Raw genomic sequence first — 25,408 nt, 5'->3', positions numbered from 1 at the left:
CAATGAAGCACCGCGCACGCAAACGCTTTGGCCAGAACTTCCTTAACAATCCCGGCATCATCAACCGAATGGTTGAAACCATCGCGCCGCGCGCTGAGGATAACATCGTAGAAATCGGCCCCGGGCTGGGCGCTCTAACGCGCCCCTTGCTGGAACGCTGCGGACGCCTTCAAGCCGTAGAGCTAGACCGGGATTTACCCGCAAAACTGCGTGCGCATTGCGCCGGCGCGGGCGAGCTGCTCATTCACGAAGGCGACGCTCTGACCTTCTCGTTCTCCAAACTGCGAGCGGGAGACCAACGGCTTCGCGTCGTCGGCAATCTGCCCTATAACATCTCCACTCCGTTGATCTTTCATCTTCTTGAAGATATCGACGCGATCGAAGACATGCACTTCACGTTACAGAAAGAAGTGGTAGATCGACTCGCCGCAGCGCCACATACCAAGGCCTACGGCCGTCTTTCGGTAATCGTTCAATACTATTGTCAGGTAGACAGCCTGTTTACTATTCCGCCCGGCGCCTTCCGTCCCGTCCCTAAAGTCGACTCTGCGTTTGTCAGGTTAAAGCCCCGGCGCGGCATTGAACGTATGCAGGTCAGCGACGAAGCGTTATTCGCACGGGTTGTTACCCAGGCTTTCAGCCAACGCCGCAAAACCTTACGCAACACCCTTAAAGGTTTAGCGAGCGAGTCTCAGCTGAAAGCGTCCGCTATCGATCCCGGCGCCCGCGCCGAACAAATCGATCTCGCCGGCTTTATTCGCCTCGCCGATGCGCTTGCTGTCCGCGCTGACACCGGCGCCTAAGTTGCCTATACTGGAAAACAAGGCCATCTATTAGGTTTATCGAAACCAGTTTCAGTAATCCGATAGGGCTTTCTGCCAACATAAGCGGAAAGCATAGAGAGTCGCTGACAGGACGAGGGACATCCAGCAGAGGAGCCCGGCGATGAGCGCATATCAACATATCCTGCTGGCGATCGATCTCAACGAAGATTGCGAGCAAGTCCTCCTGCGCGCCCTGGACCTGCAACAGCGGTATGACTGCCAGTTGAGTATCTTCCACGTCGTGGAACCGATTCCGGTCGAGGCAGGCAGCGAAACGGTGGTGCCGCCATCGCTGTATCTGGAACAAGAATACGTCGAGCAGGCCGAGCAAAAACTCCGTGAGCTTACCGTCCGGCACGGCCTTCCTGAGCAGCGCTGTCAGGTTCGCCTAGGTCACACCAAGCATGAAATACTGCGCCGAGCCGAAGAGTTGCCCGCCGATCTTATCGTCGTCGGCAGCCACGGTCGCCACGGCTTAGCCCTGTTGCTCGGCTCTACCGCCAATGCCATCCTCCACGCGCGCCGTGCGATGTCTTAGCGGTCCGCCTCTAGTTTTGGCCAAAAGGCACCAGCAGGCGCAGAGAAGCCAAGCGAGTACGGGCAGCTAGCAAACGGCCCGTCAGCGCTATTTCTCAACGCCTACTCAATCAGGTGCTGTGCCTTTGACCTCGAAATAGCCTCGACTAGAAGTAGCTACTCACCACGGTCACAATGACGCCCAATACGGCAACCACCGTCAACACCGTCATAAGATCGGGTTTCGGAAAACGCGAACGATTATCCAGCATGGCTTTTATATCCCGTTTATTCTTTATTTTTCAGTAAGTGCCCGGGTTATCCGAGGGATCGGAACCCTTACCCATTAGGATTGTCTTACGAGCGTAGCACAATACCCCGCCCTGACAACGTTTACTTTCCTACTATCGGCAGCAATTCACATATTTCAAGGGGCACCGGCAAACAGGTACAATGACTGGCCTCGTTTCCACATGGTGCGCCAACAGCAGAGAACGGCATGAGCGAAAATCCTTTAAAGTTACTTGGTAGTCTCGACCAAAGCGTCTGGTACGACAACATTCACCGTGACATGTTGCAGGCTGGCGAACTCGAACGCATGGTTGCAGAGGACGGTTTGACCGGCGTCACCTCCAACCCGACCATTTTCGAGAAGGCCATCACCGGCAGCAAAGCCTACGATGAGGCCATTGCCAGCGCTGTCGCCGAGCACCCCGAGTGGGATACGGAGGAGCTCTTCAATCATCTCGCCGTTGCCGATATTCAAGCCGGCGCCGATATCCTGCGCCCGGTATACGATGCTACCGATGCCCGCGACGGCATGATCAGCATCGAAGTCTCGCCGACACTTGCGCACGATACCGAAGGTACCGTTCGCGAAGCGCGCAAACTTCACGCTTGGGTCGACCGCCCTAACGTCATGATAAAAGTGCCGGCGACCGTGGAAGGACTGCCGGCGATCGAAACCCTCATTAGCGAGGGTATTCACGTCAATGTCACCTTGCTCTTCTCTCTCGAACGCTATCGGGAAGTTGTCGAAGCCTATATCCGCGGCTTGGAACAACGCCTGCGGGCAGGGAAACCCGTCAGCGGCATTGCCTCGGTAGCGAGTTTCTTCGTCAGTCGTGTCGACAGCGCTGTCGATAAACAAGTGGCCGCAGGCGATCACGCCCCGTTAGCGGGTAAGGCCGCTATCGCTAACGCACGAATTGCTTATAAACACTTCCTAAACGTGTTCGACGGCGATCGTTTTCAAGCGCTACGGGAACAAGGTGCACAGGTACAGCGCCTATTGTGGGCCAGCACCGGCACCAAAAACCCAGCCTATAGCGATGTGCTTTACGTCGAAGAGCTGATTGCCGAGCGCACGGTAACCACGCTCCCGCCTGCCACTTACGACGCCTATAAAGACCACGGCGAACCGAAAGCGCGCCTTGTAGCGGGGATTGAAGCGGCAGAAACGACCCTGCAGCAACTCTCCCGTGCTGGCGTCGATCTGGCGGCAGTAACCAAAGCGTTGGAAGTCCAAGGCGTCGAAGCTTTTGTCGAATCCTATCGGAACTTGCTATCCGCTTTGGAAGAAAAACGTGCTGCCATTTCGACTCGGGAAGCCGCTTCCTAAAGTGCTTGCGGGTATCGAAGATACCTAATGGTGGGCCGCAGCAAGTGGCCCACCTCCCTATCCTACGCGTAAAGATGCGTTGATAAGCACCGGCAAAAAGATACCCAACTTGCCGGAATAACACCCCAACAAAGCGACGGCCTGCTCCGCTTTAGTATCAGGCGAACAAAACAATCGGCGTCTTTTAGGAAGATGCCTCACCTTTTCCTAGCCAACGCTTGTTAACACGCCCTAAACTTGATTACATGGAAAACGAGACAAAGTACGCTATTCAGGTGGATGTAGAGCCCACCTACTTAGAGGACCAATCGGTACCGTCCGAGGATCGTTATGTTTTCGCCTATACCGTAACGATTCGTAATCATGGCGAGCAGGCAGCACGGCTGCTTCGTCGCCACTGGATCATTGCCGATGCCAATGGCAAGGAGCGTCAAATCGAGGGTGATGGTGTGGTCGGAGAACAGCCGCTGCTCGATCCCGGCAAGCACTTTCGCTACACCAGCGGCGCGGTACTGGAAACGCCGGTCGGCAGCATGCGGGGTAGGTATCAGATGTTGGCCGAAGACGGCATGCTATTCGATGCCGAGATTCCGGTGTTTACGCTTGCGATTCCCCGCACCTTGCATTAGCTAGAGGACCTACAGCAAGCAGAGGATAACACGTGGCCGTATATGCCATAGGTGACATTCAAGGCTGCCTGGAACCCCTGGAGCGATTGTTGGAACGGCTCCGGTTCGACCCTGCGCAAGACCACCTCTGGCTGACAGGCGATCTTGTCAACCGAGGCCCCTCCTCGCTAGAGGTATTACGACTCGCTCGCAGCTTGGGCGACCGCGCCATAACGGTGCTCGGTAATCACGACATTCACCTGCTAGCGGTTGCGGCCGGACAGTCCAAGCTAAAGCGTAACGACAGCCTACAGCAGATCCTCGACGCTCCCGACGCCAACGAGCTAATGGATTGGCTTCGCACGCGGCCGCTATTACATCACGACCCTGATTTAAAAGCAGCGATGGTGCATGCGGGCTTATTCCCGCACTGGAGTTTAGAAGAAGGGCGACGCTACGCAGCAGAGGCGGAAGAAGCGTTACGCGGAGAACGCTTTCCCGAATTCATGGCGCACCTATACGGCGACGAGCCGGCACAATGGGACCCCGCGCTCCACGGCTGGGACCGCTTACGCTTTATCATTAACACCTTCACGCGTATGCGCTACTGCGCTCCGAACGGGCGCTTGCTCATGGACTTCAAAGGCGCGCCCGCCGACCGTCCGAAAGGCTACCTTCCCTGGTATAAAGTACCCGGCCGCAAGCATACGGCGGGCGATCGGATCGTATTCGGCCATTGGTCGACGCTCGGCTTTCGCCAGGAAGACGGCGTTATCTCGCTTGACACCGGCTGCCTATGGGGCGGTCAACTGACGGCCGCCCGTCTAGACGGCCCCTTCGAGCGCATCTCGCTCGAATGCCCGGTTGCCATGAAAGTCGGCAGCGACCCTCACCACTACTAATACCCTGCCCCATAAATTCGCGGCATCTCGCTGCAAGGCGGGGCGCAGCAGCTTCGCCTGTGACCGCTCACAGCAACCGATCCGCCCCAGTCGCCGCGTTAACCTAACCAGCCGGCAATCGTTAACAGGGCAATCACGGCTAGCCAGCACAGAACGGCGCGCGTTACCAAGGAGCGCGCCTCGCGGGCCGTCGAGCGGACAGCCTCCGGCGCTTGTTCTCTGAGCGAGAGATTAAGCGCCCCCATGGCTGCACCGACAAAGCCCACCCGGTTACCGGCGAAGCGCCCCTCCGCGGCTTGCTTCCATTCCTCCATGGAATGCACAAAACTACCTGCGAGACCATAAGCCAGTGCGGCCAAACGAGTCGGTATCCAGTCGAGCACGTAGACAAGCAAGTTAGCCGCTTCGCCAAAACTCTCGCTGCTTTCGTCCCGGCTTTCCGCATACTCCTTAGCCACATATGCCAAACGGAATAGCACTACCCCCCAGGCCCCCAACAAAACAAACCAGAAAATCGGCCCCAACAAGCGCTCGTAGCTCTGCCAAAACAAACCGCGAACAGCCTCTTCCGGGAGGGCATCCATAGCGGCCGGCGATTCCTCCTCGCCGCTCAACTCGGAGGCGGCACGGCGCGCGCGGGCGACGTCTTCTTGCTCCCAAGAGGCGAGGAACTCATCGAGATCATCGTCAACCCGCGATGGCCCGTGGGCAAAAACCAGCGCCGCCACACCCAGCACTAAACCCAAGAACCAACCGCCGAGCCACCACTGAACCAGCGCAACTAAAAGAACCGGCGGCAACAGAAAAGCGAACACGCCGAAAGCGCCCTGCCAACGGTTTGGCCCCAGCACCTTCAGCCGAAGCCAATCGGCATAACCAAAAACGATTCACTACGACGCCACCGGTCGAAACGCTCCGGGTAACGGTTCAGCCAAAGACTGATAAGAATCGCTATCAGACGCATGTTGGAGTCCTTATGAGTAGTTTGTTTGCCCCAAGGCTATCGTGAAACGCTACCCGGCGCACAACAACTTGGCACACGGTTACGAGACACTCGATAATACCGTTCGGAGTCTATTCCAGTCGAAATGAGGCCCCGGATCGGTCTTACGGCCGGGGGCAATATCGCTATGACCGACGATTCGCTCGGGCGTGATGCCTGGGTAAGCGTCCATCAACGCGCTACATAACGGCAATAAACAGCCATACTGCGCTTCGGTAAACCTTTGATCGTCACAGCCTTCCAGCTCAATTCCGATTGAGAAATCGTTACACCGCTCACGGCCGTCGAAGCAAGACACTCCCGCATGCCAAGCACGCTTATGCAGCGGCACATATTGCAGCAACTCGCCGTCGCGCCGGATCAACAGGTGAGCCGATACCTTTAGGCCGCGAAGCTGATCGAAAAACGGGTGCAACTCGCAGTCCAGAGCGTTAGTGAACAAGGCGTCGATATAAGGGCCACCGAACTCATTCGGCGGCAAGCTGATGTTGTGTATAACAAGCAGGTCGATGGCAATATTCTCAGGTCGCTCGTCGTAATTCGGCGAGGGCCGTTGTCGCGCTGCTGCAACTTGTCCTGTCTTTAAGTCGATCATCTAGCCACCTCTAGACACGCCGAGACAATTACCCTATCACCTCGCCGCCCTATAGAACGAACGCTACCGTAATGTGTATGCTGACGGAAATATCCGCATCTTTGGATAAAAACTTGAGCCCATCGCTGCAAGAGCGTGCCCGCTAAAACGCAAAGAAGACTTTTGGCACCTCTTCCGACAAGCATTTTCGCCGACCTCGTCACGTCCCCAAAATGCGGCACTTTAGCCCCATCGATCGACGCCGATAGACATAAACATGATATTTCCTCACGTCCGTCGCACACGCCAAGGACATTCTTGAACCGGCACACAGTTCGATGGGGGCACGTGAAGTAGGCTGGTCAGAATGAGAATCAAGAGAGAAGAACATGACACCTGAAGCGTTGGTGGCTAACGCAGGCGGACTCGTCTCGTTACCACGAACCTATCATCGGGTGAGCGAAATGCTCGATGACCCGCGCTTTACCGCGGCTGAGATCGGCCGGGTCATCAATCACGACCCGGCCCTCACGGCGCGCGTCCTCAAAGTCGTCAACAGTGCTCCCTACCGACAGCCTAAGAAGGTCGAAAACATCGCCACAGCGATCGCCGTGCTGGGCACACGCAGCCTCCACGACGTGCTGTTGGCAACCTCGGTCGCCAGCGTGTTCTCCGATATCAACAGTCAACTGGTCGATGTTCAAGATTTCTGGCACCACAGCATTTACTGCGGCATTCTGGCTCGCTTAATCGGTAAGCGGCTTGGCATAGCCAATGAAGGACGCCTGTTCACCGCAGGCTTACTCCACGACCTGGGCAAACTGGTGATTTACCGCCAACAGCCACTGGCCGCCAGCAAAATATTGCGTGAGGTTAATTTGTCCCGCCGACCCGCCTATCAAGTGGAACAGGAGATCCTCGGTTTTGACCATGCGGCCGTCGGCGCCGCTCTATTAAAGAGTTGGGATCTACCCGAAGTCTATACGGAAGTAGTCGCCCACCATCACACGCCAAATCTCTGCGCCGACTATTGCACCGAAGCGAACATCGTGCACGTTGCCAATGCGCTCAGCAAACTTGTCGAACCCGGCTATAAGCGCTGGCCACCGGCCGATAGCCGCCTCGACCTACACCCGAGCGTGGCCGAGCACGTGAAGTTAGCGGCGGAAGAAATTGCCGAGCTGCAATTGGAAGCCGATGTCCAATCCATCGACATTTTCTCAAACCTGTTTTCAGGCGCTGCCGTGCCGCGTTAACTTACCGGGCACGGCGGTATCCGAGCGGTTCAGAAGTCGCTTCCGAACGCCTCGCGGTAGCGCTCCCGGAACTCATCCATCTCGAAACGATGATTTTGGGTTCCATGATGAGCGACTTTAATCGAGCCCATAAGCGAGGCGATCCGACCTGTCGTATCCCAATCCAGATCGTTTAACAAGCCATACAATAGACCGGCCCGATAAGCATCGCCGCAGCCGGTCGGGTCCACTACGGCGGACGGCGCCACGGCCGGGATATCGATGCATCTGCCTGCGGTAAAGATCTGCGACCCCTCGCCTGCGAGGGTAACGATCAGCGCGTCGACTTTTTCCGCCAGACTCCCCAGGGAAAGGCCGGTACGCTCCTGCAACAACTGCGACTCATAGTCATTGACGGCTACCCAGGTTGCCTGTTCGACAAAATCAAGCAAGTCCTTGCCATCGAACATCGGCATACCCTGGCCTGGATCGAAAATGAAGGGAATACCAGCCGCCTTGAACTGCGCGGCATGTTGTAGCATCCCATCCCGGCCATTGGGAGCGACAATACCAATCTTCGCCCCCACGTCGGTCGGCACTTCCAACCGATGCGCTTCGTTCATAGCCCCAGGATGGAAGGCGGTTATCTGATTATCGTCGGCATCGGTAGTGATGTAGGCTTGGGCCGTATACGCATCGTGCATGACTCGAATAAAATCGCTCGGAATTTGCTGTTCCGCCAACCACTCCGCGTAAGGTTCGAAATCCGCCCCGGCAGTCGCCATCGGCAACGGCTGCTCGCCCAACAACTTCAGGTTATAGGCGATATTGCCGGCACAACCGCCGAACTCCTTCCTCAACTCCGGAACAATGAACGAAACGTTCAGAATGTGGACCTGCTCCGGCAGGATGTGATTCCGGAACCGATCGTTGAACACCATAATGGTGTCGTAAGCGACGGACCCACTGATTAAAGCAGTCATGGCAGCTCCTTTTCTGGAATTTGTGATGCCGGAGGCCCGGCTAATCCTCTACCGCACCCGTCGGCGTCCATCGCAGATCTAACTGACGCGCGGCCCGAACCTCGTCCAGGCGCCGAACCGGTAGGGTGTAGGGGGCATTTTTCACGTACTCCGGGTCCGACTCGGCTTCAGCGCGAATACGACACATCGCCTCGACAAAACCGTCCAGGCTTTCTTTCGTTTCGGTTTCTGTCGGCTCGATTAATAAGCACTCGGGAACAAGTAGAGGAAAGTACGTCGTGGGAGCATGAAATCCGTAATCGAGAAGGCGTTTGGCAAAATCCATCGCCGTCACACCGTAAGCTTTCGCCTCGCGCCGGAGCGTAATTAAAAACTCATGACTTGCCCGCCGTGCCGGATAAGCCAGTTCGAACCCAGCATCCCGTAAGCGGTGCATCAAATAATTGGCATTAAGCGCGGCAAACTCCGCCACCCGCTCCATGCCCCCGCAGCCTAACATGCGCGAATAGATATAAGCCCGCAACAAGACGCCGGCATTCCCCATAAACGCCGATAAGCGCCCAATGCTCTGGGGATAATCGCGTTCGGTTTGCCAGTAGTAACGATCTTCTCGCCGCCCGACGACGGGAACCGGCAGGAAAGGCAATAAGCGCTCGCTCACACCGATTGCACCGGCTCCCGGACCGCCCCCGCCATGCGGCGTGGAAAATGTTTTGTGCAAGTTGACATGGATAACGTCGAAACCCATATCGCCGGGGCGAACCTTGCCGAGAATAGCGTTTAGATTCGCCCCGTCGTAGTACAACAAGCCGCCGGCCGAGTGAACGATGGCGGCAATCTCCTCGATGCGCCGCTCAAACACACCCAGCGTAGAGGGGTTGGTTAACATAATGCCGGCGGTTTGCGGCCCCACCGCAGCCCGTAAGGCGTCGACATCGACGTCGCCGTCGTCGGCGGTGGGAATCTCCCGCACTTTATAACCACACATCACCGCCGTAGCCGGATTGGTACCGTGGGCGGCGTCGGGCACGATGATTTCCGTGCGCGCCAGGTCCTCGCGGGCGTCGTGATAAGCGCGAATCATAGCCACACCCGCGAATTCGCCTTGGGCGCCGGCCATTGGCGTTAAGCTGACGGCACGCATACCGGTGACTGCCGCCAACATTTCTTGCAACTCAAATAAACAGGCCATAAAACCTTGCCCGAAGCGCTCCGGCGCCAACGGATGGCGAGCCAAAAAAGGCGATTGCATCGCCAGCTGGTTACAGGCCCGCGGGTTGTACTTCATCGTGCACGACCCGAGCGGGTAAAAATGCGTGTCGATCGAGAAATTGCGTTGCGATAGACGCGTATAATGGCGGACGACCTGAAGCTCCGACACCTCGGGCAACTGCGGCGCCGACTGGCGGCGTAAATGCGCAGGTATATCGTCCGCCGAGTCGAGCGCGGCCGGCATCTGCGCCTGCGCCGTCCGGCCCTCGCGGCTATGTTCGAAAATCAACATAGGGCTCCCTCGTCACTCAGGTCGATAGCCATTACTGCAACACTTCTCGCAGGGCGTCCGCGTAAGCGCGGATATCGTCCGCCGTACGGGTTTCGGTCGCACAAACCAACAAAGCGTTACCGAGTTCGGGATAATGTTCGCCGATGTCCCAACCGCCGAGAATGCCTTTATCCGCCAACGCATCGAGAACAGGGGCAACCGGCTGCGGCAGGCGAACGACTAGCTCATGGAAGAAAGGGCTTTGAAAGACAACATCGATATCGTCGCCGACAGCCGCTAGCGCGTCTCGCAATGCCCGTGTGTTAGCGTGGCAAGCGGCGGCGACCCGCTCCAACCCCTGCGGTCCGAGCAACGCCAAATACATCGTAGCCGCCGTTACCATCAAACCTTGGTTGGTACAGATGTTCGACGTGGCCTTGGAGCGACGAATATGCTGCTCTCGCGGTTGCAGGGTCAACGTAAAACCGCGTCGCCCCTCGCTATCGAGCGTGGCGCCGACAATACGCCCCGGCATTTGTCGAACATGGGATTGCCGACAGCTCATGAAGCCAAAATAAGGGCCGCCGGCAGCCAGCGGAACCCCGAGCGGCTGCCCTTCGCCGCAAGCGATATCGGCACCCGCTTCTCCCCATTCTCCCGGCGGTTGCAGCAGCGCCAAGGCGGTTGGGTTAACAAGCCCGATCGCCAAGGCACCTTTCTCGTGTGCCCAATCGCAAAGCTCGCCAGCTTCTTCCAAAACACCGAAAACATTCGGCTGAGGGATAACGAGCGCAGCGAAGCCGACTTCTGCGGCAGCCTCTAACGCCGCGCGATCCACCCGTCCGCTCTCCGGCACATAGCCGACCTCGACCAACTCGATACCTTGATGACGAACGATACTATCGACCGTGCGGCGATAAAGCGGGTGGATGCTTCGCGGCACCAGAATACGGCGGGAGGCAGTCCGTCGGTTAGCCCGCACCGCCATCAACACAGCTTCGGCTAATGCGGAGGCACCGTCGTAAAGCGACGCATTGGCAACGTCCAGCCCAGTTAGACTTGCCAGCATAGTCTGGTATTCGTAGACGACCTGAAGCGTTCCTTGCGAGGCTTCGGCCTGATACGGCGTGTAAGCGCTATAGAATTCGCCGCGCGTAGTAATCTCCCAGACAGCAGCCGGAATGTGATGCTCGTAGGCGCCTGCGCCAAGAAAACACAGCGGCTGACCGTCGCTGGCGGCGCGCGCCTGCATCAGGCGCGCAACCTCCATCTCCGTAAGCCCCGCGGGAACCCCTTCCAAAGGCCGGCTTTGCAAGGAGGCGGGGATTTCGTCGAACAGCGCATCGACGCTATCGGCACCGATCGCGGCCAACATCTCGCGGATATCTTGCTCGGTGTGAGGGATAAACGGCATGTCACCACCTACCTTGCTGGATGTCGCCCGAAGCGGACGGCGCTACATAACATTCCGTGTTCTCTTTCCGATCCGTTATCCGTGCGGCATGCGTCAAGCCAAGAGGCAAACATCCGCACGGTCTGGAGCTACTCGTCCGCGCTGACCTGCGCTTCGTATTCTTCGGCGCTTAGCAATTCGTCCAGTTCCGCAGTTTCATCAGGCCGAATGCGCATAATCCAGCCATCCCCGTAAGGATCGCTGTTAATCAGCTCCGGGCTGTCGTTTAGGAGGGCGTTAGCGTCGACGATCTCGCCGCTGACCGGCGCATAAATATCGGACGCCGCCTTTACCGACTCCACAACCGCACAGGCATCTTTCGCCGATACTTGGTTGCCTACCACTGGCGTTTCGACAAATACCAGGTCTCCCAACGATTCCTGCGCATAGTCGGTAATCCCAACGGTAACCAGTCCATCATCGTCCAAGCGCGCCCATTCGTGGGTATCGGCGTATTTTAAATCGCTGGGCAAATTGCTCATGTTCTTCTTCCTATAACGTCGAATACTATCAACTACGATATGTCCCGGCTCTTATCGGAATAGCCGCCAACAGGCCCTAAACTTTGGCCTTACCGTACCGAACAAACGGCGGTTTGACGATCCGTGCCGGTAATCGGCGGCCACGTAATTCGATTTCGCACGCCTGCGTTACCGCCCCGGCAGGAATCCGCGCTAATGCTATCGAGCATCCTAATATCGGCGAAAAGCCGCCACTGGTCACCGTACCTTGCCCGCCGTCAAGGTAGACGGGCTGACCGGCTCGCATCACCCCTCGGGCCTCCAGAACCAACCCCACAAGCCGCCGCTTCACCCCGCTTTCACGCTGAGTAAGTAGCGCCTCGCGGCCGATAAAATCCCGCTCTTCCGGCCCCCAGCTCACCGTCCAGCCCAGACCCGACTCCAACGGCGTCGTGTCCGTATCCATATCCTGCCCGTAAAGGTTCAATCCAGCCTCGAGCCGTAAACTATCCCGTGCTCCTAATCCGCACGGCGCGACACCGGCCGCTATCCAGGCACTCCAACAGGCTTGCGCGCTTTCCGAAGCCATTATCAACTCAAAACCGTCTTCGCCGGTGTAGCCCGTTCGGCCTATAAAATAGCCGTCGCGCTCAATGGAGCAAAAGGGACTCAAGCGACGCGCAGCCGCCGCCAACTCCAGCGGCAGGGCGCTAGCGAGAAGATCCGCCGCAGCCGGCCCTTGCAGAGCAAGCATGGCTAAATCCGGACGGGGCTTGATCGTTACCGCCTCATCGCCAAGCTGTTCGTTGAACCAATCGACATCGGCCTCGCGCGTGGCGGCATTGACGACAAGACGATACTCGCCCGTTCGCCGCAAATAGACAATGAGGTCGTCCAATACTCCGCCAGCTTGATTCAGCAAGCAACTGTACAGGGCTTTACCGTCGCTGAGCTTAGCGACGTCGTTCGCCAATAAGCGGCGCAGGAAAGCCTCAGCCTGCGCCCCCTCGATATCGACCGAGCCCATGTGCGAGACATCGAAGATCCCGCAATGCTCTCTGACGGCGCGGTGCTCGTCTAGCTGGGAGCCATAATGCAGCGGCATCGTCCAGCCGGCAAAATCGACGAATTTGGCACCGGCAGCTTCGTGCGCCCCATACAGGGGAGTTTGCTTAGCCATAGCAGCCTCATCTTCTCGCTAATGAGCGAATAGGCAACGAAGTCGGAAGAAATATTAAGGAGGAAGGCAACAAGACCTGTAGCTATTACTTATGCGTTTCAGAGAACTTCTTCAACTGCTCCGGCGTGGCTTCCTTTTGATATTTAGCTTTCCACTCGGCGTACGGCTCGCCGTAGACGCGCTCGCGCGCCGCCTCGTAGTCAATCTCTAGACCCCGCTCCTCGGCTGCGGCCACATACCATTTCGACAAACAATTACGGCAAAAACCCGCCAAATTCATTAAGTCGATGTTCTGAACATCCTTACGCTCATCCAGATGCTGCAGTAAACGGCGAAATACCGCCGCTTCGATTTCAGTTTGCCGATCCATACCATCTCCATCCTACGTTGGCTTACAGGCACAACCATCCTATCAATGCTCGGGAGCAAAGCGTTAAGAAGGTGCCCCTGCATCCGTTGGTAACGTTCGCTTAGAAGTCGGTGCCGCCGAGCGAGTCACCAGTAAAATAACCGGCAAAAGCCCCGCTAGCACTAATACAACCGCCGGCAAAGCCGCGCGCTCCCATTCGCCTTCGGAGGTGAACTCGAAAATTCTAACGGCAAGGGTATCCCACCCGAACGGCCGTAGTAACAAGGTTGCCGGCATTTCTTTCATCACATCGACACAAACCAGCAGCGCTCCCGTCAACAGGCCGGGGCTCAGCATCGGGATGTACACCCGGCGCACCACCTCGAAATGGCTAGCACCCAAGCTATGGGCAGCCTCGGCCAAACTTGGCCGCACCTGCTCCAACGCGCTATCCACCGCACCAAAGCCCACCGCCATAAACCGAGTGACATAAGCAAATATCAATGCGACGACGGAGCCGCTTAACCAGGGCCCGTAAATATCCGGTGCAATCGGCATTAAGACGGCTGCGATGCCGCGGTCTACCCACGCAAAGGTCAGCATAATCCCCACCGCCAACACCGAGCCGGGTAGCGCGTAGCCGAGGGTTGCGGCAAAAACGGCCTTACGGGTAAACCAGTCGGGCCGTAACCGTTTGGCATAGGCCAACAGCAAGGCAAGCGCTACTACGACAACCGCCGCAATCGCCCCCAGCGTTACCGTACGCAGCAGTAAGCTCCAGAAGCGAGCATCCACAACATCGCCGGAGCTTATCGCCCAGAACACTAACTGCAGCAGGGGTAGAATAAAGCCTAACGCCAATACCAGCCCCGCGACCGCTGTGGCTGCCCAAGCCCTTCCACCGTGCAGCCGGATACGGTCGGATAATCCACGACCGGTGTTCTGAAAAAACTTCGCCTTTCCCCGCGCCAAACGTTCCAGTACTAACGCCACAACGACCAATATCAGCAGTAAAGAGGCCAACTGAGCCGCAAGCGGCATGCTGAAATAGCTAAACCAGGCCCGATAAATCGCGACCGTAAAGGTATTGAAGTTAAAAACGGCAACTGCACCAAAATCGGCCAAGGCTTCCATCAACGCCAGCGACACACCGGCCACGATCGCCGGCCGAGCCATCGGCAAGGTTACCCGAAAGAACGCTTGCCATGCGGTAAGCCCCTGCATACGCGCGGCCTCCATCGGCACCCGCCCCTGACGCAGGAATGCCGCCCGAGTCAGCATATACACGTAGGGATACAGCACTAAGGTCATCACAAAAACGACACCGCCGGCGCTTCTTATAGGCGGAAGCCCTGCATCCGGCCCCAGGACGCTGCGCATCCAGCTCTGCACTGGCCCCGCATAATCGAACAAACCGACAAACACGAAAGCCAAAACGTAAGTAGGTACCGCTAAAGGCAGCATGAGCGCCCAGTCAAATAGTCTCCGCCCGGGAAACTCGCACATAGCGGTTAACCAGGCCAAACCCACGCCTAACACTAACGTCCCGGCACCGACGCCGACCACCAGAATCGCGGTATTCAGGAAAAGCTCCCGCAACTGGGTATCGGCGACATGACGCCATAAGTTCCATTCCGGCTCTAGCCAAGAAAAAAAGATCAGCAAGAGGGGAATAAGGATAAGAACGGCTAAAAAAGGGCAACAGAACGCCAAATGGCGGCCCCACTGGGCCGCCATCGGCGTAATTCGGCATTTTGCGAAATTGCAACGGCTTCGCGCATCTATCGTCTAGCGGTACCTGGCTCGGTCCATCAGCATAACAGCTTCCACCTGTAAACGTCCGGCTTCCGAGACATTAATCTGATCGGCTTCGAATTCGCCCCAGGCAGCTACGATCGGATCCAGCTCGACCCCTGGGTTGGCCGGGTATTCCAAGTTCAAGCCGGCAAACAGCTCCTGCGCCTTCTCCGAAGACAACCATTCTAGCAACTGGCGCGCGCCTCGGGATTTTTCGCATGGCGGGTAATGCCGGCACCGGATACATTCACATGCACGCCCTCGGCCTCCTGATTAGCCCAATACAAGGCTAGCGGGATGTCCGGGTTTTCCCGCTGCAAGCGACCGAAGTAATACGTGTTAACGATGGCCACATCACACTGCCCGGCAGCAACGGCCCTCATGGTTGCCGTGTCGTCGGAGAACGGACGGACAGCAAGATTGTTAACCCAACCGCGTACAATTTCTTCGGCGCGCTCGGCCCCATGGTGAGCAATCATGGTCGCTACCAAGGATTGGTTGTAGACCTTATTGGAGGTCCGCAAGCAAAGACGGCCTTCCCACTTCGGATCGGCCAAATCGGCGTATGTCGACAGCTCGTCCGGGTCGACTCGCTCGGTGCTATAGATGATCGTCCGCGCCCGCACCGACAAACCGAACCAACGGCCTTCCGGATCGCGCAAATGCTCTGGGATATTGTTCTCCAGCACGTCGGAATCGGTTGGGCGCAGCAGCCCCATTTCGGTAGCCTGCCAGAGGTTGCCCGCATCGACCGTCATCAGTACATCGGCCGGCGTATTCCGACCCTCGGCGCGCAAGCGAGCCATCAACGGCCCCTCGTTGTCGGTCACGTAACGAACCTGGGTACCCGTCTCCTCCGTGAACCGCTCAAACAGCGGCCGAATCAAATGCTCGTTGCGAGAGGAATACACGGTAACCACGTCGGCGGCGGCGACCGGCACTCCGAGACACAAAGTCAGCAAAAGGACTATCGAAACGCGGGCTAGCTTGGTAGAAAACATAGGCGACCTGTATTGCGTAAGAGGAGCCAAACACTGCGCTCAATGATAATCATTACTATTTTCTTTTGCTAGCCATTTCCTGATGAAGTTGCTTCCAGGCATGACGACCGTCACACCTTGGCCAAGGCGGGCAGATCGCCGCCCAAACCCATTGCATGGCGCATGTACAAGCTCTTCGCCGGCGGCAATCGCTCGGTAAGCTCCAGACCAAGCCCTCGCATACCGACAACCAGCGGGTTCCGCGTGCCGAACAACAAGTGGAAACCGTCCATGGCCCGCTGCATTAGCAGGTTATCGCCTTTGCGCCAACGCTCGTAGCGGCGCAATACGGCCAACCCGCCGATATCGCGCCCGCGCTTGGCAGCATCCGATACCACTTCGGCCAAACTCGCAGCGTCCAAAAAGCCGAGATTGATACCTTGACCCGCTAACGGGTGAATAACGTGCGCAGCATCGCCAATCAAAGCGATTCGGTCATCGACATAACGCTTAGCGTGCTGTTTCCGCAGTGGGAAGGCGGCTCGCTCGCCAACGGATTGGACAGCCCCCAACATCTCTCCCGACGCTTCCGTTAACTCGGCGCAGAAAGCGTCCGGCGTTAATGCCAACAACCGGTCGCGCTCCGCCTCGGGCACCGACCAAACGATGGAGCAACGACCGTCGGCGAGCGGCAGGAAAGCAAGCGGGCCGCCCGGCAAAAAACGCTGCCGGGCCACTTCGCCGTGCACGCGCTCGGTAGCAATCGAGCCCACAATGCCAACTTGGCCGTAGCTGACCTGCTCGCATTCGATACCAGCCAAGACCCGGACTTTCGAGGCAGCACCGTCGGCCCCTACCAATAAGCGCGTCAGCAGCGTGCGGCCGTCTTCCAGCATTAAAGCCAGCCGCTCGTCGCTGCGGTGGCGAACCCGCTCCACAGCACCGGGAACGATCAATTCAATATTGCCGGCGGCGGCGACACGGTCGTACAGCACCGTCTGTGTCAGCGAGTTTTCGACGATATGCCCCAGATGCGCAGCCCCGATGGCCGCGCCATCGAAATGCAGCTGGGCGCCCGATTCGCTATCGCGCACTTCAATCGCATCGAAAGGGCTTACCCGCCGACTCGACATCGCCTCCCAACAACCGACCGCCCGCAACATACGCTCGGAGGCAACCGTAAGCGCCGAAACCCGCAAGCTTGGTTCGGCTTTTTCACGCCAGCGCTGCGGCTTTTGCGCTTCGACCACGGCAACTTTCAAATCGCTAGGAATCAGGGCGGCCGCAAGCAACAGCCCGGCCATACCCGCACCTTGAATGACGATGTCGTATTGCACATCGCTCATTTGGCTTCTCCTTCGCTACGCAACGTAAGCCCCCGCGCCAATCGCGGCAGAGCGAATGCATAGCCGCTTGCCTGGCGCACGAAAAACGGCTTTATCAAAGGCAGCAAGTCAAAGCCCAGTAAGCCGACATTGCGCGCACCGACAACGCCCGGCAGAGCGTTGCCGAAGACGTGTAACAAGCTGTCGGTAAGGCTCGCCACTCGGCGGTAGTCTTGCCGCCGCATGGCATCGTAACTATCCAGCAAACCGGCTCTGCCCGGATCATCCCCCTTCAGCGCTGCATCGTGGACAAGCTCCGCCAACGTAGCGACATCCCGCAACGCCAGGTTGAAGCCTTGTCCGGCCACCGGATGCAGCGTATGCGCGGCATTACCCATCACAACCGTCCGCTGCCCCGTATAGCGCTCGGCACTCATGTGCACCAATGGATAGGCTAAGCGCGTGCCCACCCGCAAAAAGCGGCCCAAACGATAACCGAATAGACGCTGAACCCGCTCGCGAAAGGCGTCATCGTCCATAGCCAGAACCTGCTCTGCTTTTGCCGCCGGCACACTCCAAATGAGTCCGCAGCGACCGCCTTCGGCCGGCAACAAAGCCATCGGCCCACACCGCGTAAACCGCTCGAAAGCACGCCCGTTATGCGACCTTTCCGGCGTTAAATTAGCCACAATCGCAACCTGCCGGTAGTCGCGAACCGCAACCTCCATACCCAGCAACGCTCGCGTGCGCGAACGAGCCCCGTCGGCGACGACGAGCAATTTCGCACTGACGGTACGGATACCGCCGTCGTCGCAGCGAATATCCACAGTAGCCTCTGTGTCCGTTACCGCCGCCGCCTCAACCTGAGCAGGACAAAGGTAGTCGACGTTGGAGGCCGCCGCGGCTCGCTCAGGCAGCACCTCGCCGAGCTGCCGATTACTGACGACGTAGCCAAGCGCCGGTAAGCCTTCCTCCTCCGCGCGCAGGCGGGCGAACCCAAAGCGGCCGCGCTCGGACACGTGAATCTCTTGGATCGGGGTGTAATGCCCCTGCAACTCATCCCAGAGTTCCAAGGCCTCGAAAATGCGCCGGCTTGTCGGTGCAAGCGCGGTAGAACGGTCGTCGTAGCTCGGCTGCTGCGGATCGCCAACCGCCACGGCCTCGACAACTCCGATCCGCAATGAGTTATTGCCTAAGGCACAAGCCAGGCTTGCACCGACTAAGCCGCCACCAACAATAAGAAGGTCGTAGTCCGTCATGCTTCGTTCAGCCGCCGCGCATCAGTTGTTCGATATCGGCCATGGCTTTCGGCGCGCCGGCGCTGAGCACCTCGTTGCCGTCGCGCGTTACCAGCACATCGTCTTCGATCCTGATGCCGATGTTCCACCAGCGCTCGTCCACGCCCTCGCTGCCGGCGGGGATATAAAGCCCAGGCTCGACGGTGGTGACCATGCCGGGTTCGAGCAAACGCCATTCGCCGTCGATCTTATAGTCGCCGACGTCGTGGACATCCATACCCAGCCAATGCCCCGTCCGGTGCATAAAGAAGCGGCGGTATTCGCCCTTCTCCATAAGCTCCGACACCGAGCCGTGCAGAATGCCTAAATCCACCAGCCCCTGGGTTAGCACCTCTGTCGCAACCTCATGCGGCCGATTCCAGTGGTTTCCGGGGCGGGTGGCCTCAATCGCCGCATTCTGCGCGGCCAAGACAATTTCGTAGACGGCACGCTGGGCATCGCTGAAACGACCGTTAACCGGAAACGTCCGAGTAATGTCGGCGGCGTAACAATCGAGTTCCATGCCGGCATCGATCAACAGTAAGTCGCCGTCGCGTAACGGCGCGTTATTCTCGATGTAGTGCAAGATACAGGCATTCGCGCCGCCGCCGACGATCGGCGGATACGCCGGCCAGCCGTTATGGCGCCGGTACAGACCCTGGAATTCCGCTTCGATCTCATACTCGTAGAGCCCCGGACGGCAAATCGCCATCGCCCGCCGATGCGCCTCGGCCGACAGCTCGGCGGCTTTGCGCATAACCGCAATCTCGCTTGCACTTTTAATTAACCGCATCTCATGCAATAGATGCTCGAGCGAGACGAATTCGCTGGGCGGCCGCGCTCCGCCGCGGGCTTGGGAACGGATATGATTCACCCAACCGATCACCCGTTGATCAAACTCGAAATCCACGCCCATCGTGTAGTAGAGCTTATCCCGGCCTTCCAACAAACCAGGCAGAATTTCGTCGATATCGTCGATGGGAAAGGAATCGTCGGCGCCGTAATCGCGACACGCACCCTCCTGCCCGGCACGCAGCCCGTCCCACAGCTCTCGCTCCGGATCGCGCTCGCGACAAAAGAGGATATACTCTCCATGCTCCCGCCCAGGAGCCAAAACAACGACGGCCTCCGGCTCCGGAAAGCCGGTGAGATACTGAAAATCGCTATCCTGCCGATAGGGATATAAGGTATCGCGACTTCGCGGCCGCTCCGGCGCCGCCGGCACAACGGCAATACTCTGTTCGCCTATCATCCGCATCAGCTCGGCGCGCCGCTTACTGAATTCCGCTTGCTCCATTCGCTCGCTCCGCTGTGATCTGGGGTAAGCCGCCGGTCCAGCGCTGCCGGCCAGCGGCCATAGCCGCTGGCGGCAGCGCTGGACCGGCAAATCGAAAAAACGATCGACCGCTAGTGCAGGGTTCGATCGTTTTTCGGCTGCACCGTCGGTTTCGCCGTCGGTCGTAGGGTTTCCATAATCAATAAGGCGGCAACCCGAACGTACTCGACCAACTGCGCATAGGCCTGCTCGTTCTCTTCTTCGGCGTCCGGGTTGATCTCTACCTGCGCGATCTCGCCCATATCCCGCAGCGCTTCGCTAACCTCGCGCGGCAACTGCATATCCGGCTTTAGCGAACTCATTCCCATTCCGTACAGAAAGCCATCGCACCAATTGCCAAGCGCACTGGCCCGGGCCGTGATAGGCGCACTGTCGTCCGGTAACAATAATTGAAATTCTAAATTAGCATCGTCCATCTCGGCGACCGTTCGCTCAAACAGCGCCGCCAATTCCGTCAGACAAAACTGAGCCGGTTCACCTTTCGGTTCCGTGTTCACCAACACCTGAGCGATCCAGGCCGCGGGTTTCACGGAATTCGGCGCACTCAGCATACCGCACAGCATACCGTGACTCTGTGCTGCATCGAATTCCGCGTCCACGCCAGCCAGAGCACGTTCCACTCGTTCGAACGCATCATTGCCTTGCATAGTCGTTCATACCCGCTGACACATCTCCATTGGACAAACTATCCTATCATTGTCGATGCCTACCGGCATGCGTTTCGAGCCTTTGCAGGGCCTGAACCGGATAGCAATGACTTAGATCATATTCCAAGACATATTGCGCAATGAGCAGCATGGACGATTGACCCTTTCCTTCCACCGCTCTAACATGCTAGAAACGTCTTTCACGGGTAATTGCAAGTGGCTGATTCCATTACCGAACAGGTATTGCTCCTAGAACAGCGTGTCGACGCGCTGTTACAGCACTGCGCCCGTTTACAGGCGGAAAACGATATGCTCCGGGCCTCGCAGGAAGCGCTTGCCGCGGAACGAACAGGCCTGCAAGAGAAGAACGAGCAGGCCCGAACCCGCATCGAAGCCATGATCGCCCGGCTTAAAGCCATGGAACAGAGCTAAGGAAACACCCCGCTCGAACGAGCCCATATTCTGACGACACCACGTTAAGTAGCCTACGGAGCAGCAGCCATGGTCACCCCGGTGAAGGTTCACATCCTGGATAAGGAATTTCTCGTCGCCTGCCCGGACGACGAGAAATCCGAACTGCTTCAATCGGCCAGCTACCTTAACCGCCGAATGCGGGAAATTCGAGATAGCGGCAAGGTGATCGGCATGGATCGCATTGCGGTCATGGCTGCGCTGAACATCACCCATGAGCTTCTCTCCGCACGGGAGCAGGATCCGGTTTTGGAGGAAACTCGCTCCCGGTTGGCGCAACTGACGGCGAAACTCGATACCGCACTGGCCGACGTCGATCGGCCGGAAGCGGAAAAATCGCACCGAGTGTGATCATCTTCGCTTTTAATTATGCGCCGAAAGCACTAGCCTGTAGCTGTAACGCGCTGGACGCCGCCTAAGCAAGTGCGGCATCATCAGGTTACGGACATCCCCTGCGGTGTACGAGAGCGGGCCGAGTATTCTTGAGCCTCAAATTATTCGCCAGGGGACGCCTACGCCGAAGTTCGGTGTGCAAGTCCGCCACGCAGCGGAAAGCCTAAGACTTCGACTGGCTTCCCCACCTGAACCATAGGGTTCAAGGGCGAAGCCCGCACGGCACAGGCGGGGGATGTCTCTTTAATATCAGAACGATCCAGCGACCCCCATGAGTTCCAAGTTCGAACTGCGCCGACACCTGCGCCAACGACGGCGCGCCCTCAGTCTCCGGCAACGGCATCAAGCCTCGCAAGCACTGTGCAAACGGTTGGGGCAAAGTGCTTTGTTCCGACGTAGCCACCGGATTGCTGCTTATTGGCCGGTCGACGGCGAGATGGACGTAACCCCGCTTATCGAGCAAGCTCTACGGCAAGGCAAACGGGTTTATCTCCCCTGCTTGGCCGGATTCGGACCGGGCAGGCTTTGGTTCCGCCGCTACCGTGGCTGCAAAGAGCCGATGAGCCCTAACCGGTTCGGCATCGACGAGCCGACTAGGGGCGAGCGCATTTCCGCTAAGCAACTGGACCTCGTGCTGGCGCCGCTACTCGCTTTCGACCGCCAAGGTAATCGCTTAGGCATGGGCGGCGGCTTTTACGACCGTACCTTTGCCTTTCTCGGCAAGCGCCGGGCATGGCGTCAACCGCGCATCGTCGGCACGGCCTATGCGTTTCAGGAAGTACCGGAACTGCCCGCGGAACCCTGGGACGTCGGACTCTGGGGCTGCGCGACGGAAGCCGGGCTACGCCGCTTCCGGCGCGGATAACACGATAAGACGAGTGAACAAGAATGAACTACTGGTTAATGAAATCGGAACCCGACGTATTCGGCATCGAACACTTACAACAACGGCCGAACCAAACCGAGCCCTGGGACGGCGTCCGCAATTATCAAGCGCGGAACATGATGCGAGACCAGATGCAGGAAGGGGATCTAGCGTTTTTCTACCACTCTAACTGCAAAGTTCCGGGCATCGTCGGCGTCATGGAAATCGTCCGCGCGGGCTATCCCGATCCGACGCAGTTCGACCCGGAAACGAAGTATTACGACCCCAAGAGCAATCCGGACAAGCCGCGCTGGTACTTGGTCGACGTGAAATTCAAACAGACATTCAAACGCACCATCTCCCTCACCGAGCTTAAAGAGCATCCGGAATTGGAAGATATGCCCCTGGTCCGGAAGGGCAACCGGCTATCGATCATGCCGGTCACCGCGGAGCAATGGGCATTTATTGTCGGGCTCGAATAGCCAAACCCCATTTGGCCGCAGCCAGCAAGACGGCGAACCATAACAGCGTAGCCAGCACCAGCAGCACAGCAAGCGCCGCAAATAAATCCGGCGCTTTCATCAGGGTCGTCATTAACGACTCCTGATAGTAGAAAAACCATTGCTCGCCGGGGGGAAGATGACCTCATGGGCGAAGTTGAAAACCTCCTCGGCACCGTAAGCGACGATCGCGACGGCGCTCGTCACCGTCACGACCATACTCCATAACAACACCCGCGACGGCCGCGGCGGTTCGGCCGCCGCTCGCCACAAGGCAAAGCCCGTTGCGGCAAGCACCCCCAACATGACGTAAGAGACAAGACGTAACCGGTCGATGATGCGTCCCACCGATTCCAAATGGATGCGCTCCGGATCACGTAGCAGAACGATCTCTCTCCCCGCCTCGGTGCGGTAACGAATCTCCCCCAAGCCTTCGCCGCTACGGTTAATGGCTTCGACAATCTCGCCGAATAGGGCCAGTCGTTGAGCGCGGTCGGTGCTAGCGAAATCCGGCTTGTAATAGTTCTGCGGACCGTAATGGTCGATGTGCTCGCCGATATCGAGGACCTCATACCAAACCGGAAACAAAAAATTCGCGCTACTTAGGCTACCCCAGGCAAGGTATAAAGCCGTCCAGATCAGGCTGACGACAAAAACCACTTTAATCGCCGCCAGCCCGACACACGAAGCCAACGCCTTATCCGGTATCGTTGGCGCCGCCGCTTGCTGTGTCATCTCGCTCGCTCTCCATAAAATCAATAGTGCGGTGGCGGCGTCTCCTCGGACAGATCGGCCAGGTTCGACGGTGTCACCGCCCGCAGCCGTTGCTCGGCCGCTTCCAAACGCCGCGTCAGCGCTTCGATTTCCTTTTGCTGACGCAAAATTACTGCCTCTAAATCTTGTATTCCCTGCTCTTGAAACGCAATCCGCGTCTCCAAATCGACCAAGCGATCATCCATAAGACACCTCTCATGCCGCTTTGCACAATAAAAAAGGTAGCGAGTTGATCTACATCAAGACACACGCTGCCGCAGCAGCCGAAAATTTTCTTACCCGCGAAGGCGGCAACGACTGCACGCCCTCGGCGGAACGCATCATGCGGAGCCACCCCGCGTATTTACCGCCTGTCTCCGCCTCCCTAACTCGGCTCCGCAGCCACGGCGGGAGGACGGCAGGATACAGCCACCCAGCGGATCAAAATTATGAGCGCCACAACCGCCTACAATGAGAAAGTCGTTCGACAGTTCGCTGTCATGACCGTCGTTTGGGGCGTGGTCGGGATGCTGGTCGGCGTTATCATCGCCGCACAGTTGATCTGGCCCGCCCTCAACTTCGATGTCCCCTGGTTATCCTACGGCCGCCTACGCCCTCTGCACACTAATGCGGTCATCTTCGCCTTTGGCGGCTGCGCCCTAATAGCCACTTCATACTGGGTCGTGCAGCGCACCTGCCAAGTCCCGCTAATATCCAATAAAGCGGCTGCCTTCACCTTCTGGGGCTGGCAACTGGTGATCGTGCTGGCAGCAATTACCTTGCCCCTCGGCATTACTCAAGGCAAAGAGTATGCGGAGCTGGAGTGGCCGATCGCGGTTCTGATCACAGCGGTCTGGCTCACCTATGCGTATGTCTTCTTCGGTACCATTGCCAAACGTAAGACCAAGCATATTTACGTGGCTAACTGGTTCTACGGTGCCTTTATCATCGCTGTAGCGTTACTCCACGTGGTGAACAACCTAGCGATCCCGGTGGGCTGGACCCACTCGTATCCGGTCTATGCCGGTGCCGTCGATGCCATGGCGCAGTGGTGGTATGGCCACAACGCCGTCGGCTTCTTCTTAACGGCCGGCTTCCTCGGCATGATGTACTACTTCGTACCGAAGCAAGCCGAGCGCCCGATCTACTCATACCGACTCTCGGTCGTCCATTTCTGGGCCTTGATCTCCATTTACATGTGGGCCGGGCCTCACCACTTGCACTACACCGCATTACCGGAGTGGGCACAGTCGCTCGGCATGGTCTTCTCGCTCATCCTGCTCGCACCGAGCTGGGGCGGCATGATCAACGGCATCATGACGCTCTCGGGTGCCTGGCACAAGCTCCGCACCGACCCGATCCTGAAATTCCTGGTCGTATCCCTTTCGTTCTACGGCATGGCCACTTTCGAAGGCTCGATGATGTCGATCAAGACCGTCAACGCGTTGTCGCATTACACCGAGTGGACCATCGGTCACGTACACGCCGGCGCCTTGGGTTGGGTTGCCTTCATCACCTTCGGGGCGATCTATTTCCTCATCCCGCCCCTGTACGGCAAGAAGCAAATGCATAGCGTAAAGCTCATCGAAGCACATTTCTGGATCGCCACGCTCGGCGTCGTTCTCTATATCGCTTCGATGTGGATCGCCGGCGTTATGCAGGGCCTGATGTGGCGCGCCGTCAACGACGACGGAACGCTAACCTACACCTTCATCGAAGTACTGAGCGCGACCTATCCGTACTACATCGTCCGCTTGGTCGGCGGGATTCTGTTCTTCGTCGGCATGCTGATGATGGCCTACAACGTCTGGCGCACAGCCTTGCCTGAACAAGAGCCCGTAGCCAAAGCCGCCGCTCAGGCCGCTTAAAGGA

General features: G+C 57.9%; 27 protein-coding genes, 1 other RNA gene and 1 pseudogene. 12 read left to right on the top strand and 17 right to left on the bottom strand.

Translation table 11 applies throughout. The features are described 5' to 3' along the window. Window positions 1-2 precede the first annotated feature (2 nt). The 5 genes from rsmA (at window position 3) to CAI21_RS01110 (ending at window position 4,471) form a co-directional block, all read left to right on the top strand. On the top strand, window positions 3-803 hold the full coding sequence (gene rsmA, locus CAI21_RS01130) for a 16S rRNA (adenine(1518)-N(6)/adenine(1519)-N(6))-dimethyltransferase RsmA (RefSeq protein ID WP_116300590.1): 801 nt from the start codon (window positions 3-5) through the stop codon (window positions 801-803). A gap of 142 nt (window positions 804-945) precedes the next feature. Beyond that, window positions 946-1,362, top strand: a complete 417-nt coding sequence (locus CAI21_RS01125; protein WP_220347709.1) for a universal stress protein — start codon at window positions 946-948, stop codon at window positions 1,360-1,362. A gap of 477 nt (window positions 1,363-1,839) precedes the next feature. Next, window positions 1,840-2,961, top strand: a complete 1,122-nt coding sequence (gene tal / locus CAI21_RS01120; protein WP_116300589.1) for a transaldolase — start codon at window positions 1,840-1,842, stop codon at window positions 2,959-2,961. Between the two features lie 245 nt (window positions 2,962-3,206). Next, window positions 3,207-3,590 carry a Co2+/Mg2+ efflux protein ApaG gene (apaG, locus tag CAI21_RS01115; protein WP_116300588.1) on the top strand — a complete coding sequence of 128 codons (384 nt, stop codon included), beginning with the start codon at window positions 3,207-3,209 and terminating at the stop codon, window positions 3,588-3,590. A gap of 32 nt (window positions 3,591-3,622) precedes the next feature. After that, the gene (locus CAI21_RS01110; RefSeq protein ID WP_116300587.1) at window positions 3,623-4,471 is read left to right on the top strand and encodes a symmetrical bis(5'-nucleosyl)-tetraphosphatase; all 849 of its coding nucleotides are present in this window, start codon (window positions 3,623-3,625) and stop codon (window positions 4,469-4,471) included. A gap of 98 nt (window positions 4,472-4,569) precedes the next feature. Here the strand turns inward: CAI21_RS01110 and ampE are convergent, their stop codons facing one another. Next, window positions 4,570-5,322 (bottom strand): regulatory signaling modulator protein AmpE, encoded by a 753-nt coding sequence (ampE, locus tag CAI21_RS01105; RefSeq protein WP_258868875.1) that lies wholly within the window; start codon window positions 5,320-5,322, stop codon window positions 4,570-4,572. A 192-nt stretch (window positions 5,323-5,514) separates the two neighbouring features. Beyond that, window positions 5,515-6,069, bottom strand: coding sequence for a 1,6-anhydro-N-acetylmuramyl-L-alanine amidase AmpD (gene ampD, locus CAI21_RS01100; protein WP_116300585.1), 555 nt, complete (start codon window positions 6,067-6,069; stop codon window positions 5,515-5,517). Window positions 6,070-6,437: 368 nt separating this feature from the next. Here ampD and CAI21_RS01095 point away from each other — a divergent pair, with 368 nt between their 5' ends. Then, window positions 6,438-7,304, top strand: a complete 867-nt coding sequence (locus CAI21_RS01095; protein WP_116300584.1) for an HDOD domain-containing protein — start codon at window positions 6,438-6,440, stop codon at window positions 7,302-7,304. 29 nt (window positions 7,305-7,333) lie between these two features. Here CAI21_RS01095 and CAI21_RS01090 read toward each other — a convergent pair whose 3' ends face one another. The 12 genes and pseudogenes from CAI21_RS01090 to CAI21_RS01035 all read right to left on the bottom strand — a co-directional run bounded on the left by CAI21_RS01090 (window position 7,334) and on the right by CAI21_RS01035 (window position 20,554). Continuing rightward, a complete protein-coding gene (locus CAI21_RS01090; RefSeq protein WP_116300583.1) occupies window positions 7,334-8,266 on the bottom strand; it encodes a carbohydrate kinase family protein in 933 nt (310 codons plus the stop codon). Between the two features lie 40 nt (window positions 8,267-8,306). After that, window positions 8,307-9,770, bottom strand: coding sequence for an aminomethyl-transferring glycine dehydrogenase subunit GcvPB (gene gcvPB / locus CAI21_RS01085; RefSeq protein WP_116300582.1), 1,464 nt, complete (start codon window positions 9,768-9,770; stop codon window positions 8,307-8,309). A gap of 31 nt (window positions 9,771-9,801) precedes the next feature. Next, the gene (gcvPA, locus tag CAI21_RS01080) at window positions 9,802-11,163 is read right to left on the bottom strand and encodes an aminomethyl-transferring glycine dehydrogenase subunit GcvPA (RefSeq protein WP_116300581.1); all 1,362 of its coding nucleotides are present in this window, start codon (window positions 11,161-11,163) and stop codon (window positions 9,802-9,804) included. A gap of 128 nt (window positions 11,164-11,291) precedes the next feature. Further along, window positions 11,292-11,684, bottom strand: a complete 393-nt coding sequence (gene gcvH, locus CAI21_RS01075) for a glycine cleavage system protein GcvH (protein ID WP_116300580.1) — start codon at window positions 11,682-11,684, stop codon at window positions 11,292-11,294. 76 nt (window positions 11,685-11,760) lie between these two features. Then, complete coding sequence (gene gcvT, locus CAI21_RS01070; RefSeq protein WP_116300579.1) at window positions 11,761-12,843, bottom strand: glycine cleavage system aminomethyltransferase GcvT; 1,083 nt, start codon at window positions 12,841-12,843, stop codon at window positions 11,761-11,763. Between the two features lie 85 nt (window positions 12,844-12,928). After that, window positions 12,929-13,213, bottom strand: a complete 285-nt coding sequence (locus CAI21_RS01065; RefSeq protein WP_116300578.1) for a DUF1244 domain-containing protein — start codon at window positions 13,211-13,213, stop codon at window positions 12,929-12,931. A gap of 63 nt (window positions 13,214-13,276) precedes the next feature. Then, a complete protein-coding gene (locus CAI21_RS01060) occupies window positions 13,277-14,929 on the bottom strand; it encodes an ABC transporter permease (protein WP_116300577.1) in 1,653 nt (550 codons plus the stop codon). Window positions 14,930-14,980: 51 nt separating this feature from the next. After that, window positions 14,981-15,990: pseudogene (locus CAI21_RS01055) on the bottom strand (Fe(3+) ABC transporter substrate-binding protein). A gap of 110 nt (window positions 15,991-16,100) precedes the next feature. After that, a complete protein-coding gene (locus tag CAI21_RS01050; protein ID WP_116300576.1) occupies window positions 16,101-17,315 on the bottom strand; it encodes a UbiH/UbiF/VisC/COQ6 family ubiquinone biosynthesis hydroxylase in 1,215 nt (404 codons plus the stop codon). Continuing rightward, entirely contained in the window at window positions 17,312-18,553 is a 1,242-nt protein-coding gene (gene ubiH / locus CAI21_RS01045) for a 2-octaprenyl-6-methoxyphenyl hydroxylase (protein ID WP_116300575.1), read from the bottom strand. The genes CAI21_RS01050 and ubiH overlap by 4 nt, the downstream gene beginning before the upstream one ends. Before the next feature lie 7 nt (window positions 18,554-18,560). Beyond that, window positions 18,561-19,868 carry a Xaa-Pro aminopeptidase gene (gene pepP, locus CAI21_RS01040; protein WP_116300574.1) on the bottom strand — a complete coding sequence of 436 codons (1,308 nt, stop codon included), beginning with the start codon at window positions 19,866-19,868 and terminating at the stop codon, window positions 18,561-18,563. A 110-nt stretch (window positions 19,869-19,978) separates the two neighbouring features. Beyond that, window positions 19,979-20,554, bottom strand: a complete 576-nt coding sequence (locus tag CAI21_RS01035; protein WP_116300573.1) for a UPF0149 family protein — start codon at window positions 20,552-20,554, stop codon at window positions 19,979-19,981. 216 nt (window positions 20,555-20,770) lie between these two features. Between CAI21_RS01035 and CAI21_RS01030 the strand changes: the two genes are divergently transcribed. The 5 genes from CAI21_RS01030 (at window position 20,771) to CAI21_RS01010 (ending at window position 22,765) form a co-directional block, all read left to right on the top strand. Next, a complete protein-coding gene (locus CAI21_RS01030) occupies window positions 20,771-20,986 on the top strand; it encodes a TIGR02449 family protein (RefSeq protein ID WP_116300572.1) in 216 nt (71 codons plus the stop codon). Between the two features lie 69 nt (window positions 20,987-21,055). After that, window positions 21,056-21,376 carry a cell division protein ZapA gene (locus CAI21_RS01025; protein WP_116300571.1) on the top strand — a complete coding sequence of 107 codons (321 nt, stop codon included), beginning with the start codon at window positions 21,056-21,058 and terminating at the stop codon, window positions 21,374-21,376. Window positions 21,377-21,471: 95 nt separating this feature from the next. Beyond that, window positions 21,472-21,657: non-coding RNA, 6S RNA (gene ssrS / locus CAI21_RS01020), on the top strand. Between the two features lie 32 nt (window positions 21,658-21,689). Further along, window positions 21,690-22,283, top strand: a complete 594-nt coding sequence (locus tag CAI21_RS01015) for a 5-formyltetrahydrofolate cyclo-ligase (RefSeq protein WP_116300570.1) — start codon at window positions 21,690-21,692, stop codon at window positions 22,281-22,283. A 23-nt stretch (window positions 22,284-22,306) separates the two neighbouring features. Then, entirely contained in the window at window positions 22,307-22,765 is a 459-nt protein-coding gene (locus CAI21_RS01010; protein ID WP_116300569.1) for an EVE domain-containing protein, read from the top strand. Here the strand turns inward: CAI21_RS01010 and CAI21_RS24455 are convergent. From CAI21_RS24455 to CAI21_RS01000, 3 genes are read right to left on the bottom strand one after another with little or no spacing between them, the layout of a single operon-like run. Then, the gene (locus CAI21_RS24455) at window positions 22,746-22,877 is read right to left on the bottom strand and encodes a hypothetical protein (RefSeq protein ID WP_258868874.1); all 132 of its coding nucleotides are present in this window, start codon (window positions 22,875-22,877) and stop codon (window positions 22,746-22,748) included. The two genes, CAI21_RS01010 and CAI21_RS24455, sit on opposite strands and share 20 nt — an antisense overlap. Then, entirely contained in the window at window positions 22,877-23,518 is a 642-nt protein-coding gene (locus CAI21_RS01005; RefSeq protein WP_116300568.1) for a DUF1461 domain-containing protein, read from the bottom strand. Before CAI21_RS01005 ends, CAI21_RS24455 begins: the two co-directional genes overlap by 1 nt. A 20-nt stretch (window positions 23,519-23,538) precedes the next feature. Then, window positions 23,539-23,742: a SlyX family protein gene (locus CAI21_RS01000; protein ID WP_116300567.1), complete on the bottom strand. Its 204-nt coding sequence runs from the start codon at window positions 23,740-23,742 to the stop codon at window positions 23,539-23,541. A gap of 243 nt (window positions 23,743-23,985) precedes the next feature. Here CAI21_RS01000 and ccoN point away from each other — a divergent pair, with 243 nt between their 5' ends. Beyond that, window positions 23,986-25,404, top strand: coding sequence for a cytochrome-c oxidase, cbb3-type subunit I (gene ccoN, locus CAI21_RS00995; protein ID WP_116300566.1), 1,419 nt, complete (start codon window positions 23,986-23,988; stop codon window positions 25,402-25,404). Window positions 25,405-25,408: the final 4 nt, after the last annotated feature.

It is taken from the genome of Alkalilimnicola ehrlichii (assembly GCF_003399765.1).
Taxonomy (GTDB): Bacteria; Pseudomonadota; Gammaproteobacteria; order Nitrococcales; family AK92; genus AK92.
This window is presented reverse-complemented; position numbering and strand designations above follow the sequence as displayed.